The sequence below is a fragment of the Novilysobacter antarcticus genome (genome assembly GCF_019802285.1).
In the GTDB taxonomy this organism is placed as follows: Bacteria; Pseudomonadota; Gammaproteobacteria; order Xanthomonadales; family Xanthomonadaceae; genus Novilysobacter; species Novilysobacter antarcticus.
In genome coordinates, this window is sequence record NZ_JAIEUJ010000001.1 from 760895 (window position 1) to 775911 (window position 15017).

Annotated in this window: 9 protein-coding genes; 4 read left to right on the top strand and 5 right to left on the bottom strand. The window is 66.1% G+C overall.

What is annotated here, in order from left to right; genetic code table 11:
* Positions 1-60: 60 nt before the first annotated feature.
* Entirely contained in the window at positions 61-3993 is a 3933-nt protein-coding gene (locus KZ491_RS03470; RefSeq protein ID WP_222564433.1) for a GH36-type glycosyl hydrolase domain-containing protein, read from the bottom strand.
* Positions 3994-4100: 107 nt separating this feature from the next.
* Here KZ491_RS03470 and KZ491_RS03475 point away from each other — a divergent pair, with 107 nt between their 5' ends.
* From KZ491_RS03475 to KZ491_RS03490, 4 genes are all read left to right on the top strand, one after another.
* Positions 4101-5378, top strand: coding sequence for a glucoamylase family protein (locus tag KZ491_RS03475; RefSeq protein ID WP_222564434.1), 1278 nt, complete (start codon positions 4101-4103; stop codon positions 5376-5378).
* The gene (locus KZ491_RS03480; RefSeq protein ID WP_222564435.1) at positions 5375-6892 is read left to right on the top strand and encodes a mercuric reductase; all 1518 of its coding nucleotides are present in this window, start codon (positions 5375-5377) and stop codon (positions 6890-6892) included. The genes KZ491_RS03475 and KZ491_RS03480 overlap by 4 nt, the downstream gene beginning before the upstream one ends.
* Before the next feature lie 12 nt (positions 6893-6904).
* A complete protein-coding gene (gnd, locus tag KZ491_RS03485) occupies positions 6905-7828 on the top strand; it encodes a phosphogluconate dehydrogenase (NAD(+)-dependent, decarboxylating) (protein ID WP_343225545.1) in 924 nt (307 codons plus the stop codon).
* Between the two features lie 111 nt (positions 7829-7939).
* Positions 7940-8488, top strand: a complete 549-nt coding sequence (locus KZ491_RS03490) for a DUF2058 domain-containing protein (protein ID WP_222564437.1) — start codon at positions 7940-7942, stop codon at positions 8486-8488.
* A 15-nt stretch (positions 8489-8503) separates the two neighbouring features.
* On the opposite strand, the gene tkt is transcribed toward KZ491_RS03490, so the two are convergent.
* The 4 genes from tkt to tal are packed head-to-tail and all read right to left on the bottom strand — an operon-like array spanning position 8504 to position 14987.
* Entirely contained in the window at positions 8504-10552 is a 2049-nt protein-coding gene (gene tkt / locus KZ491_RS03495; protein ID WP_222564438.1) for a transketolase, read from the bottom strand.
* A gap of 9 nt (positions 10553-10561) precedes the next feature.
* Positions 10562-12229: a phosphoglucomutase (alpha-D-glucose-1,6-bisphosphate-dependent) gene (gene pgm, locus KZ491_RS03500; protein ID WP_343225522.1), complete on the bottom strand. Its 1668-nt coding sequence runs from the start codon at positions 12227-12229 to the stop codon at positions 10562-10564.
* Positions 12226-13896 carry a glucose-6-phosphate isomerase gene (gene pgi / locus KZ491_RS03505; protein WP_222564439.1) on the bottom strand — a complete coding sequence of 557 codons (1671 nt, stop codon included), beginning with the start codon at positions 13894-13896 and terminating at the stop codon, positions 12226-12228. Before pgi ends, pgm begins: the two co-directional genes overlap by 4 nt.
* Positions 13893-14987, bottom strand: coding sequence for a transaldolase (gene tal / locus KZ491_RS03510; protein ID WP_222564440.1), 1095 nt, complete (start codon positions 14985-14987; stop codon positions 13893-13895). Before tal ends, pgi begins: the two co-directional genes overlap by 4 nt.
* Between the last annotated feature and the right edge of the window lie 30 nt (positions 14988-15017).

Consider the following 15017-nt stretch of genomic DNA (forward strand, 5'->3'; position numbering starts at 1 on the left):
GCCCCCTGTTCCGTCCTATAAGCGAGCCTAAGCCTGCCCGCATTAGATGGCGGTGAACCTTCAGCCCACTGCCGCATCGCGCCCCATCGTCAAATGCACGCGGTGCTGTTGGCCATCATCACGCAGCGGAATCCTCGCGGCTTCGCCACGCACCCTAAGTGGCTCACCGTCCAGCGTGCCATCGCGGATTCCGCGGCTGACGCCCGCGGGGTTGTCGACCTGAATTCGATATTCCGAACTGCGATGGCGGTAGATCATGCGGAAGCCGGGCCACGCCCTTGGAATACACGGGTCTACCAGCAGCTGATCACCACGCAGCCCGAAGCCGAGCAGCGCCTCGATCCCGGCGCGGTAAAGCCAGGCAGCGGAGCCGGTGTACCAGGTCCATCCGCCGCGTCCTGCCAGTGCGCCGACCGAATAGACATCGGCGCAGGACACATACGGTTCGACACCGAAATGCTCGGCGGCCGTGGACGATATCGAATGGCCAATCGGATTGAAGAAGTCAAACAGCTCCCACGCCTTGGCGGCCTCGCCCAAGGCGGCCCAGGCAAAGATCGACCAGATGCAGCCGTGGGTGTATTGCCCGCCGTTTTCCCGGACGCCGGGCGGATAGGCCTTGATATAACCCGGATCGTGGGGGCCGTTCTCGGCAAACGGCGGCGTAAACAGCCGCGCCAGGCGGTGGCCCCGGTCAACCAGTTCACGATCGGTGGCATGCATGGCCGAACGCGCTCGATCCGGATCGCCGGCGCCCGACATGACGGCCCAGGACTGCGCGATCGAATCGATCCGGCACGCCTCCTGGCTGGCACTGCCCAACGGCGTCCCGTCATCATAGTAGCCGCGTCGGTACCACTGCCCGTCCCAACCTGCGTCTTCCATCGCCGCTTTCACGGTGACTGCAACTTCATCCCAGGCATCCGACCGGACGGTATCGGCGCGTGAGCGGGCGATGGGCACAAACCGGGTAATCACGTCCAGAAGCAGCCAGCCCATCCAGACGCTCTCGCCGGTGCCCTGCTCTCCTACGGCGTTCATGCCGTCATTCCAGTCTCCCGTGCCCATCAGCGGCAGCCTGTGGGGACCGAGCGTCAGGGACGCGTCCACCGTGCGCGCGCAATGCTCGTAGAGACTTCCATGGGTCGCGGACACGGTTGGGGTAAAGAACGCATCCTTGTGGCCCTCCTCCAATGCAGGGCCCTCGAGAAAGGGCACGCTCGCGTCAAGGATCTCGACGTCCGCGGTCACCGTCAGGTAATGCAGCACTGAATACGGCAGCCAAAGCCTGTCGTCGGTCATCCGGCTGCGAAGGCCCTTGCCGCCTGGCGGCAACCACCAGTGCTGCACATCGCCCTCAATGAACTGGCGCGAGGCGGCGCGCAGCAAGTGCTCGCGGGCGACGTCGGGGTCGGAGATGCAGAGCGCCATCACGTCCTGCAACTGGTCGCGGAACCCGTACGCGCCGCTGGCCTGGTAGTACGCCGTGCGCGCCCACATCCGGCAGGAGAGGACCTGGTAGAGGAGCCAGTGGTTGAGCAGCAGGTTCGTTGCCGGGTCCGGCGTCTCGACCTGGAGCGTGGCGGTCACAGAGTGCCAACGGTCGTGGATCGCGCCCATGACAGTGTCGAGATCCATACCGCGAGCGTGCCGCACCAGATCGCTGGCGGCGTCTGTGGATTCCGCATCGCCGATCAGGAAACGCAACTCAGCGGTCGCGCCGGGTTCAATCTCCAGTACTGACTGCAACGCCGCACACGGGTCCCTGCCCGAGCCCCGCCAGCCGGACAGCGATGAACTGCCCTGCAGCGCGGCCGGCCGATCGATCGAGCCATACCTGCCGAGGAACTCGCCGCGATCGCAGGTAAAGGCGGCCATTTCCGCGCCGATATCCGCAAAGGCAACGCGCTCGCCGAAGTCCTCGCGCCAGCGATTGACCGCAAACACGGCGCCGGTACGCGGATCCTGCGACGTGGCCACGTGCGGCCCGGGAACGGTTCCGTTGGGTCCCAATGCCCATTGCAGGTAGGCGGTGACCGAAATGGTCCGTCTGCGCTCCGAATGATTGCGGACGCGCAGCCCGGATATCTTGACCGCATCTTCAAGCGGCACGAGCTGAAGCAGTTCGATTCCAAGACCGTCAAAATCGTGCGACCACTTCGTCCAGCCCCTGCCATGGCGGGTGATCCGGTTGGTCGCCGCTCCCGGAATCGGCAGAGGTGTGGCACTCCACAGAGCGCCACTGTCGTTGTCGCGCAGGTACAGCACCTCGGAGGGCTCGTCGGTGACGGGGTCGTTGGCCCAGGGGGTAAGCGGGTTCTGCTGGCTGTTGCCGGAGAACGTGTGCCCACCACCTTCCGCCGTCGCGATGAAGCCGAACGCCGGATTGGCGACGATGTTGCTCCACGGCGACGGGGTGCAGCGAGTTCCATCGGTGCGGATGATGTATTCCTCGCCGCCCAGGGAGAACCCGCCGTAACCGTTGTCGAACTGCAGGGAAAGCGCCGCAGTGCGAAAACCCGCGTGATCGGACGGTCGTGGCTCCGGATCGGGCGGCGGCGTTAGAGGTTCCGGTCCATGGACCAGCGGCGCATCCTCCTCCGCGACAACGCCGGTAGCGTCCGGCCTGCCCGCGTCGCCGCCTGCGGGGACAATGACCCGGGCCGCGCCGATCAAGCCGTCTCGCAAGCCCGGGTCAAGCTCATCGGCGCGCAGGTAGAACGCTTCCGCTTTCGCGAGCGCGGCCCGCGTTGCCAGCTTCCGCGTCTGCTCTGCGACGAGGCCGTCGAGCGACTGATCGGCCGCGGATCCTTTCAGGACGCTTCCGCTTGCCAGTACGACCACGTCCGCCCCGATTCCCATCGATTGCCAGTAGCGCTGGGCGCGCAGCAATTCGTGGACGCGTTCGGGAACTTCCGGCTCCTCAATGGCAAGCAGCGCGATCGGACGATCGCCGGAGATACCGGCCGACCAGAGAACGGGCGCTCCGCCTGTCGCCCGAGCCAGCGCGTCCTCTGAGGCGCGCCACGCCGGGTTCGACACCAGCAGCCCAGCGAGCAATTCGCAGCAGCGTTCCGCGCAGGCGTGATCGACCCGGAACTTCGCCCGCCTTGCGATCTCGCATGCACGCGCCTCGTCGATGACATGTCCACAGTGCTCGGCGGGCGGCGCGCCTCTTGCCAGCGCCAGGGCTCGCTCCCGCGTGTCTGCGGCGCAGCTCCAAAATGCGATCCTGACCGTTGCGCCCGCCGCTATCCGCACCCGTCGTCGCAGACTGATCACGGCATCCAGCACGTCGCCGGCAGTCTCGCCCAGGACATCGCCGTTCCACACCGCATGCGCGTTCCCCAGGCGCCGTCCGCGCCCGAGGAAGCGGCGACGATCGCTTTCGTATTCGCAGGTATCCGTCGGCTGGCCTTCCACCAGCGCTACCTGGGCGACCCAGCATGCCTTCTCGTCGGCGGAACGGCGACGACGAGTGGCGAGCAGCACGCCGCCATCGGCCACCCACTCGGTACGCACGAAAAGCTTGGAAAACGCCGGATGCGACGCATCGGCCGCGAGGGACCCCAGCACAGGCTCGCTGTAGGAAGTCACCTCGATTACCCGCGCCCGCGGACTGCGGTTCGTGATGCTCAGGTGCCGCAGCTCGGCGTCCCGATCGGCAGCGACGACCACGGTCAGGCAGGTTTCAAGGGCGTGCGCGACCCGCCTGCTGGAAAACACGCCATACGCCGCATCGGTGGTCACCTCTCCCGCAGACGTAGACATCGGCTGCCGGGTCGGTGACCACACCGCGCCGCTGTCGGCATCGCGCAGCACCAGATAGCTGCCCCACGCATCGCAGGTCGGGTCTTCGTGCCATCGGGTCAACGCCCGACCGCACCATCGACTCCACCCTGAGCCGGCATCGGTCAGCAGGGTGGTGAAGCGGCCGTTCGACAGCAGGTGGACACGCTGCACGGCAATCGTCGGGGCGTTCGGAGCGGACATGCTCCCTCCATCGGGCAGCATGGAATCTTGATGCTACTCCGGCATCGTTACGCTGCCTTGAAGGCCCATCGACTACCGTCGCCGTATCGCAGCGGACGGATACCACAGTGACCGATGAGCGACTGATCGACCGCTTGCAGCGAGCCGCATTTGGCTACTTCTCCGGCGCGTTCAATCCGGCCAATGGACTTGTGGCGGACACAAGCCGGGCAGGCTCGCCATGCAGTATTGCGGTGGTCGGCTTTGCCTTGGCCACCTATCCGGTGGCCGTCGAGCGTGGATGGATCGGTCGGCGCGATGCGGTGCAACGGGCGCTGGCAACCCTGCGCTTTTTCCACGAGAGCGATCAGAGCGGAGCGGCCGACGCCACCGGCCACAAGGGGTTTTACTACCACTTCCTGGACATGGATTCGGGTACGCGGATGTGGCGCTCGGAGTTGTCCACAATCGACACTGCCCTGTTCATTGCCGGGGCGCTGCTTGTCGCCCGCTATTTCACCGACGACACCCATGATGAGCACGAGCTGCGCTTCCTGGCCGACGCCCTGTACCTGCGCGTGGACTGGCAGTGGGCCTGTGCAGACCGGCCCACGATCCGCCAGGGGTGGAAGCCGGAGTGCGGGTTCCTTCACTACGGCTGGGACGGCTACGACGAGGGCATCCTGCTGTATGTGCTGGCCGCGGGCTCGCCCACCCACCCGATCGACAGCGCCAGGTACGCCGCTTGGACGGCCACCTACCAATGGGAAAACCTCTACGGCGAGGAGTTCCTGTATGCGGGACCGCTGTTCGTGCACCTGTTTTCACACGCGTGGATCGACTTTCGCGGCATACGCGACCCCTTCATGCGCGAGAAGCGCAGCGACTATTTCGAGAACACCCGCCGTGCCATCGCCGTCCAGCGTGAATATGCATGGCGCAATCCGCACGGTTTCGCCGGCTATGACCGCGACTGCTGGGGCCTGACCGCATGCGATGGTCCGGACGAGAGCAACCCTCAACTGGCCAACCACCTGGGGCGGCTGTACGGCTACGCCGCACGCGGGGTTCCTTACGGCCCGGATGACGGCACCTTGAGTGCCTGGCTCGGCCTGTGCTGCCTGCCCTTCGATCCGGCGGTCGCGCTGTCAGCCACCCACGCGCTGTTGCAGCGGTATCCACAAACGCTGCAGAAGGAGCGCTTCGCGAGCGGCTTCAACCCCTCGCTCGCAGATGATGACGGCGCTCCGTGGGTATCCGCTGGCGCCTTCGGACTGGATCAGGGACTGGTGGTGATGATGGTGGAGAACCACCGCAGCGGGCTGATCTGGAACCTGATGCGCGACTGCGGATACCTGCGTAACGGCTTGAGAAACGCCGGCTTCGGCGAAGGCTGGTTGGAATGAGTTCCTTTGCCCGCGAGAGTCTGGTTTCCCATGCGCCCGAAGACGGCTACGAGGATGAGCGCCTCGCCAATGTGCGCCCACCCGGCTGGCGGAACCCGGAACCGGCGGCGCGGTATGACCTGGTCATCCTCGGTGGCGGTACCGCAGGGCTGACCGCGGCCGCCGAGGCGCGCGAGCGCGGTGCCAGCGTCGCCCTGATCGAGCCCCGCCTGCTCGGCGGCACCTGTCTCAACACGGGGTGCGTGCCTTCCAAGGCCCTGATCCACAGCGCCCGCATCTGCGCGCACTTGCGGGACGCCAGCAGATACGGAACGGCTGACGTCGACGCGGTGCAGGTCGATTTTGCCGCCGTCATGGAGCGGATGCGGGCGATCCGGGCGCGAATCAGCCGGGGCGACGCGGCGTCACGCCTGTCAGGCATGGGTACGGATGTGTTTTTCGGCCCGGCGCGATTCACTGCAGCCGATTCGCTCATTGTCGCAGGGACCGTCCTGAGGTTCGACAAGGCGCTGATCGCCACCGGCGCACAACCCCTGATCCCTGCCATCCCGGGGTTGGCCGAATGCGGCTTTTTGACCAGTGACACCGTGTTTGACCAGACCACCCTGCCCGACCGGATCCTGGTGATCGGCGGCGGTCCGCTCGGCTGCGAGATGGCCCAGGCCCTATGTCGCTTCGGCGCACGGACAACAATCGTGCAGAACTGGCCCCTGTTCCTGCCGAAGGAAGAGCGCGACGCAGCGCAGGTGCTTTCCGGGGCCTTTGCCCGTGACGGACTGGAGGTGCGACTGAATACCCGGGTTGTGGATATTCGGGTCGAGGGGGATCGCAGGATCGCCGAACTGCTGAGCGACGACGACCGGAGCACCCTCGAATTCGATGCCATCCTGACGGGAACAGGCCGCTCCCCCCGGGTGGAGGGGCTGGACCTGGAATTGGCCGGGATCGAGTACGACGGCCATCGCGGAGTCCACGTCGATGATTGCCTGCGCACCAGCAATCCGCGGGTGTATGCCGCCGGTGACGTGTGCCTGGTGCACCGCTTCAACGACACGGCGCGCGCCTCAGCACGGCTTGCGGTCGCCAACGCACTCGACGGCGCAAATGAACGTCTGAGCGAGCTCGTGATCCCCTGGTGCACCTACACCGATCCGGAAATCGCGCACGTGGGCATGTACGTCCGTCACGCGCGGGAGAAGGGTATCGGGGTGAGGACATTTACCGTGCCGATGCATACGGTGGACCGGGCAATCACCGACGGTAATGACGCCGGCTTCGTCAAGATCCACGTGCGCGACGGCACCGCCGAAATCCTGGGTGCCACGATCGTAGCCCGCCACGCAGGCGAAATGATCAGCGAGATCACCCTGGCCATGGTCGCCAAGCTGGGTCTCGACAAGCTCTCGCAGGTGATTCACCCCTACCCCACCCAGTCCGAAGCGATCCGCATGGCAGCCGACGCTTTTTCCCGCAGCCAGCGTGGCCCGGCCGTCACGAGCGAACTGCGAGACTGATCGGACGCATTACTGAAAAGGAGGCACGAGATGAAACTCGGCATGATCGGCCTTGGGCGCATGGGGGCCAACATGGCCCGCCGCCTGATCCAGGGCGGCCACTCCATCGTCGGGTTCGATCCCGACCCCGACGCCCGCAAAGCGCTGGAAAAAGACGGCGCGCAGACCGCCGACAGTCTCAAGGCGCTGGTCGAATCGCTGCCCGGGCCTCGCAACGTCTGGATGATGGTCCCCGCCGGCGACATCACCGAAAGCACGGTCGGCGACCTGATGGCGTTACTTGACGCCGGCGACACCCTGATCGACGGCGGCAACTCCAACTACAAGGACACAGTGCGTCGGGCCAACTCGCTGGCGGAGCACGACATGCATTACGTCGACTGCGGCACCAGCGGCGGTGTCTGGGGGCTGGCCGAGGGCTACAGCCTGATGATCGGTGGCGAACCGGCTCCGGTGGAGGCGCTGCGCCCGGTGTTCGAGACCCTTGCCCCGGCGACCGACCAGGGCTGGGGCCACGTGGGCCCGCCCGGCGCCGGACACTTCACCAAGATGGTCCACAACGGCATCGAGTACGGAATGATGCAGGCCTACGCGGAAGGCTTCGCGATTCTCCAGCACAAGCAGGAGTTCTCCCTGGACCTGCACCAGGTCGCCGAGATCTGGCGCAACGGCAGCGTGGTCCGTTCGTGGCTGCTCGACCTCACCGCCCGGGCCCTGGACCAGAACCCGACCATGGACGGGATCGCGCCCTGGGTGGACGACTCTGGCGAGGGCCGATGGACGGTGGCAGAGGCAATCGACCTGGACGTGTCCGCGCCGGTGATCACCCTGGCGTTGCTGGAGCGGTTGCGCTCGCGCGACAAGGACTCCTATTCCGACAAGCTGCTGGCCGCGATGCGCAACCAGTTCGGTGGGCACGCCATCAAGAAGGAATGAGGCCGTGAACGTGCGGCGGTCGGCCGACGGACCGCGTCGCTGGAAAGAACCAATGGGCGCCGGCGGTACACTGGCACTCCACATTGCCGTCGCTCGATACCCCCCAACACCATGCGTAATCCCCTGCAGGACCAGCTGCTCAAAGCGGGCTTGGTCAAGAAGAACAAGGTCACCCAGGTTGTCCGCGAGCAGAACAAGAAGCGGCACGGCAAGGCCGAGCCCAACGCAGCGCCTGAAGCCGATGCCGTGGATGCCCAGCGGCTGCTTGCCGAGCGCGTGGAACGCGATCGTGCGCTGTCAGCCGAACGCAACGCCCAGGCGCGCGCCAACGAGCTGAAGGCGCAGGTGCGGCAGATCGTGGAGATGCATCGGGTCAAGCGCGAGGGTGAGATCGACTACCGGTTCACCGACGGCAATGCGATCCGCAGCGTGCTGGTCAACGAGGCGTTGCGCGCCCAGCTCGCAAAGGGAACGCTGGTGATTGTGCGCCATGGCGACAGCCATGAGCTGGTGCCCCGTGCTGCCGCGGAAAAGATCCGCGAGCGTGACCCGGAGGCCATAGTGCTCGACCACGGACGCGCCGACGACACCTCGAGCAAAGCTGGCGATGACGACGATTTCTACAGCCAGTTCAAGGTTCCCGACGATCTGGTCTGGTAATCGCTGCGGCGCCGTTCAGGCCAGCAGCGCCCGCGCCCGTTTCACGACGTTGTCGACGGTGAATCCGTAGGCAAGGGCAACTGCCTGCATTGGCGCCGACGCGCCAAAATCATCCACCGACAGCACGGCGCCACCGTCACCGACCCAGCGATGCCACCCCTGCGCGCTGCCGGCCTCGACCGCCAGTCGGGCAGTGACCGCGGGCGGCAGGACCGAGTCGCGGTATTCCCGCGGCTGGGCCTCAAACAGATCCCAGCTCGGCATCGACACGCACCGGACACCGACCCCATCGCGCCGCAGCCGTCCGGCCGCCTCCACGATAAGACTGACCTCCGAGCCGCTGGCGATCAGGATGATCTGCGGCGAGTCGCCCAGGTCGGCATCCAGCACATAGGCGCCCTGCGTCACTCCATCGGCGGCGGCGTATACCTGCCGGTCCAGCGTTGGCAGATCCTGCCGGGTCAGGATGAGCACGACCGGCCGGTCGCGCATTTCCACCGCGACGCGCCAGGCGACGGCGGTTTCGTTGGCGTCGGCCGGGCGAATCACGCTCAGGCGCGGAATGGCGCGCAGGCTGGCGAGCTGCTCCACCGGCTGGTGGGTCGGGCCGTCCTCACCCAGCAGAATGCTGTCGTGGGTGAACACGTGAACCAGATGCAGCCCCATCAGCGCCGCGAGGCGAATGGGCGGCCGCATGTAGTCGGAAAAGACCAGGAACGTCGCGCCGTAGGGGATGAACCCGCCGTGCGCCGCCATCCCATTCACGATCGCTCCCATCGCATGCTCGCGCACCCCGAAATGCAGGTTGCGCCCGGCCAGGCTCCAGCCGCCGCCGTCGGAGCCTTGCTTGTCCTCGCCCGCGGCCAGCGGAGGATTGAAGTCACCCATGCCCTTCAGGGCGGTCTTGGTCGACGGATCCAGATCAGCCGAACCGCCCGACAGCTCCGGCAGGTGCGGCGCGATGGCGTTCATTACCCTGCCGCCGGCGACGCGGGTCGCCATTCCCTTCGCATTGGCGGGAAATACCGGGAGTTCCGCATCCCAGCCGGTCGGCAGGACGCCCTCCAGGCGCCGCCGCAGTTCTCTTGTCAGATCCGGCTGCGCCGTGGCATAGGCCTGCATCTGGCGATGCCACACTTCTTCCTGGGCGGCGCCCCGCCCAACCGCTGTTTGCATATGGGTGAGCGCCTCATCGGGGACCCGGAAAGCCGGCTCCACCGGCCAGCCCAGGTTCTGTTTGGTCAGGCGCACCTCTTCCTCACCGAGCGGTGACCCGTGAGCCTCGAAGCTGTCCTGCTTGTTGGGCGAGCCATAGCCGATGTGGGTACGGACCAGAATCAGTGACGGTCGCCGGACTTCGTCAGCGGCAGCGCGGATCGCCGCATCGATGGCCGCCACGTCATTGCCGTCCTCGACCCATTGCGTGTGCCAGCCGTAGGCCCGGAAGCGCGCTTCGCAATCCTCGGTGAACGCGATATCGGTGGCCGCTGACAGGGTCACGAAGTTGGCGTCGTACAGACAGGTCAACTTGCCCAGTCGCAGATGCCCGGCGAGCGAGGCGGCCTCGGAGGCGACGCCTTCCATCAGGTCGCCGTCGCTGGCGAGCATCCAGGTACGGTGGTTGATCACCTCGTGCCCGGGCCGGTTGTACTGCGCCGCCAGTTGCGCCTCGGCCATCGCCATGCCGACCGCGTTGGCGAACCCCTGCCCGAGCGGACCGGTGGTCACCTCGACCCCGGGCGTGTGACCGCGCTCGGGGTGGCCGGGGGCCTTGCTGCCCCATTGGCGGAACTGCTTGATGTCATTCAACGAGATGTCGTAGCCGCTCAGGTACAGCAGGCTGTAAAGCAATGCAGAGCCGTGACCGGCAGAAAGGACGAAGCGATCCCGGTCCGCCCAGTCCGGGTTGCGCGGGTTGGCCTTGAGCCAGCGCGACCACAGGACATACGCCATCGGCGCGGCGTCAAGCGGGAGTCCCGGATGTCCGCTGTCCGCCTTCTGCACCATGTCCACGGACAGGAAACGGAGGGTGTCGATACAGAGCTGGTCGATTCGCGCGGACATGCTGTTACCTCACTGTTCGGTGGTCGGGTCCTCCAGGGCGGCGTCAACAGTCTCCTGTGCATCCTTGAGCAATTGCTGCAGATGGTCGGCGTCGCGAAAACTCTCGGCGTAGATCTTGTAGATGTCCTCTGTCCCGGAGGGACGGGCGGCAAACCAGCCACTGGCAGCGACAAGCTTGATGCCACCAATGGCGGCGTCGTTGCCGGGTGCCTTGTCCAGCACCTGCTGGATCGGCTCGCCGGCCAGTTCGGTGGATGCGATGGCGTTGGGGGTCAGCGCGGCGAGCGCGCGCTTTTGCGCCTTGGTCGCGGGCGCTTCCACCCGATCGGTGAACGGCTCGCCATAACGGTCACACAACCGGCGGTAGATCACGCCGGGATCGTTACCCTCACGGGCAGTGATTTCCGCGGCAAGCAGGGCCGGTGCGATGCCGTCCTTGTCGGTCGTCCAGACCGAACCGTCGCGACGCAGGAAGGAGGCACCCGCGCTTTCCTCGCCGCCGAAGCCCAGCGTGCCGGAAAACAGCCCGTCCACGAACCACTTGAAACCCACGGGAACCTCATACAGGTGCCGGCCCAGCCCCGCGGCGATACGGTCGATCATGGCGCTGCTGACCACGGTCTTGCCGATGCCGGCCCCCGTGCTCCACTGCGGACGGTTGCGGAACAGGTAATCGATGGCGACGCTGAGGTAGTGGTTGGACGGCATCAGTCCAGCGCTGGCGGTCACGATGCCGTGGCGGTCGTGGTCGGTATCGCAGGCGAAGGCGACGTCGTAGCGATCCTTCAGGCCGATCAGCCGGCTCATCGCATACGGGGAGGAGGGATCCATGCGGATGCGCCCGTCCCAGTCCAGGCTCATGAAGCCGAACTGCGGATCCACCTGCTCGCTGACGACGTCCAGCGCGATCCGGTAGTGCTCGGCAATGCGCGCCCAGTAATGCACCCCTGCCCCGCCCAGCGGATCCACGCCCAGCCGAAGGTCTGCGCTGCGGATCAGGTCGAAGTCGATCACGTTGCCCAGATCGGCGACATAGGCCGAAAGGAAGTCGTGCTCGCGGGTGGTGCCGGCGGCGCGGGCGCGCCCGCCGGTCCAACGCCGCACGCCGTCCAGTCCCTTCGAAAGGCTTGCATTGGCGTGTTTCTGGATCCACGCGGTCACGTCCGTATCGGCGGGGCCGCCGTTGGGCGGGTTGTACTTGAAGCCGCCGTCCGCCGGCGGATTGTGCGACGGGGTGATCACGATGCCATCGGCGAGACCTCTTTCCCGTCCTGAGTTGTGGACCAGGATCGCGTGGGAGATGGCCGGCGTGGGCACGGGTTCGTCATCCGCCGACACGTGCACCTGGACGCCGTTGGCTGCCAGCACTTCCAGCGCGGTCTCCAGGGCCGGGGCGGAAAGCGCGTGCGTGTCGGCACCAATGAAGATCGGGCCGTCGATCCCCTGCCCCTTCCGGTAGGCACAGATCTCCTGGGTGATGGCGAGGATGTGGTCCTCGTTGAAACTCCCTTCCAGCGACGAACCACGATGGCCGGAGGTCCCGAACGACACCGTCTGCGCCGGGTTGGATGGGTCCGGCCGGGTCTGGAAGTACGCGTTGACCAGACGGCCGACGTCGATGAGGTCACGAGCCTCTGCCGGCAAGCCGGCGCGCTTGTCGATGCGTGTGCCCATCATTGGCGCCCCCGCGCTGCGCGGTAGCGCTGGATCAGGGTGTTGGTCGAGCTGTCGTGGCCCAGCGCCGGCGTGTCCGCCGCCTTGAGTTCCTCTGCAAGGGATGTGGTCAGTTGCTTGCCCAGTTCGACACCCCACTGGTCGAAGGAATCGATGTTCCACAGCGTCCCCTGCACGAACACGCTGTGCTCGTAGAGCGCTACCAGGCTGCCCAACGTGTGCGGCGTCAACCGGTCGGCAAGGATGGTGTTGCTGGGACGGTTGCCGTCAAACACCCGGTGCGGTTGCAGCGCTTCCGGGGTGCCCTCCGCCGCGACCTGTGACAGCGTCTTGCCGAACGCGAGCGACTCGCCCTGGGCCAGCAGGCTGGCAATCAGGAGGTCATGCTGGTCGCCGGCAGCGTCACCCGTGCCGGCTTTGCGTTGCAGCGGCAGCGGGTTCAATGGATGGCAGAAACCGATGAAGTCACACGGCACCAGCCGCGTGCCCTGATGGATCAACTGATAGAACGAGTGCTGCCCGTTGGTGCCGGGCTCGCCCCAGTAGACCGGTCCGGTCTGGTAGTCCACCCGGCTGCCCTCGGCGGTCACGTGCTTGCCGTTGCTCTCCATCGTGAGCTGTTGCAGATAGGCGGGAAACCGGCTCAGGTACTGCGAGTAAGGCAGCACCGCGACTGTATTGGCGCCGAGGAAGTTGCTGTTCCAGATCCCGATCAAGCCCAACAGGACCGGCAGGTTGCGCTCCATCGGGGCAGTACGGAAATGCACGTCCATCGCATGGAACCCCGCCAGCATTTCGCGGAAGCGCTCCGGGCCGATGGCCAGCATCGTCGACAGGCCGATGGCGGAATCCATCGAATAGCGGCCGCCCACCCAGTCCCAGAACCCGAACATGTTGGCGGTGTCGATACCGAACGCCTCCACGCCGTCGGCATTGGTGGAAACCGCGACGAAGTGTTTCGCAATCGCCGCCTCATCGCCCAACCCCTGCAAGCACCAGGCGCGCGCGGCGTGGGCGTTGGTCAGCGTCTCCAGCGTGGTGAACGTCTTGGAGCATACGATGAACAAGGTCTCCGCCGGATCCAGGCCGCGGGTGGCCTCGCTGAAATCCGTGCCGTCCACATTGGACACGAAATGGAACGAGAGCTCGCGCTGGCTGTAGAAGCGCAAAGCCTCGTAGGCCATCACCGGCCCCAGATCCGAGCCCCCGATGCCGATGTTGATGACGTTTCGGATCGGCTTGCCGGAATGGCCCGTCCACTGGCCAGTGCGCACGCGATTGCAAAAGGCCGCCATCCGATCCAGTACGGCGTGCACCTCGCCAACCACGTCCTCGCCGTCAACGATCAGCTCGCTGTCGGCCGGCATTCGCAGGGCCACATGCAGGGCAGGACGGTCTTCGGTGACGTTGATCTTGCCGCCGGAAAACATCGCCTCGCGACGCTCCTCCAGGCCGCAGGCGCGCGCCAGGGCAAACAGGAGGTCCAGCGTCTCCCGGTTGATCCGGTTCTTGGAGTAATCCAGGTAAAGCCCGCCGCCATCCGCCGCCATCCGCGCGCCCCGGTCGGGCTCGTCGGCAAACAGCTCACGCAGATGGCGCGGCGCCATCCACGCAAGGTGCTCTTCCAGCGCCCTCCATTGCGGCTTCGCGGTGAGTGACCCGTCCTTCATCCGCCGCGTTCCTCTCCGGCGAGGCTGCGGCTGCGCGACTCGATGGTCTGCAGGAGCTCTTTCCAGGACTTCACGAATGCCTCGGCACCTTCCACCTGCAAACGATCCGCCAACGCGGCGATATCCACTCCCGCCGCGGAGAACCGCGCGAGCGTCGCCTCCGAATCGCCACCGTCCACTGCCATGACGCCCGAGAGCCGGCCGTGGTCGGCAAACGCGTGCAGGGTCTTCTCGGGGATCGTGTTGATGGTGTCCGGCGCGGCGAGCGCTTCGATATACAGCGTGTCCGACGCGTTGGGATCCTTGGTGCCGGTGCTCGCCCAGAGCATCCGTTGCGGCTGCGCGCCGCGTGCGGCGAGCTTCTGCCAGCGCGGGGACTCAAGCAGTTCGCGGTAGGCCTTGTAGGTCTGCTGCGCGACCGCGATGCCCAGCGTGTTGTGCAGGTCCGCGGGCACCTTGTCGGCGACCGCGCGGTCCCAGCGGCTCACGAACAACGACGCTACCGACGCCACGCGCGCGTCCAACCCGGCCTCAAGCCGCCGCTCCAGGCCGCGCATGTACGCCTCGGCCACGGCCAGGTATTGCGCCGTCGAGAACAGCAGCGTCACGTTGACCGGCACACCGGCGAATATCGACTCCTCGATCGCCGGCACCCCTTCAGGCGTGCCCGGAATCTTGACGAATAGATTCGGGCGATCGCCTTGATCGTGGATCGCCTGGGCTGCGGCAATGCTGCCGGCGGTATCGGAGGCCAGCAGCGGTGAGACTTCCATCGATACCCAGCCATCGACTCCATCGGTCGCTTCGAACACGGGCTTGAACAGGTCCGCCGCGCGGCGCAGATCCTCCAGCGCAAGCTCGATGAACAGCGCCTCGCCCGACTTGCCCTCTCCCGCCTTTTTTCGCATTCCCTCGTCGTAGGCGTCACTGCCACCGACGGCCTCGTTGAAGATGCTCGGGTTGGACGTCAAACCAGTGACCGAGAAGTCGGCGATGTACCGCGCCAACGTGCCGTCGTCCAGGATCGTTCGGGAAATGTTGTCCAGCCACAGGCTCTGGCCCATGTCGTGAAGTGATCGAGTCGTGCTCATGCGTCCTCCGGTGTGCGGCATCGCCCAACA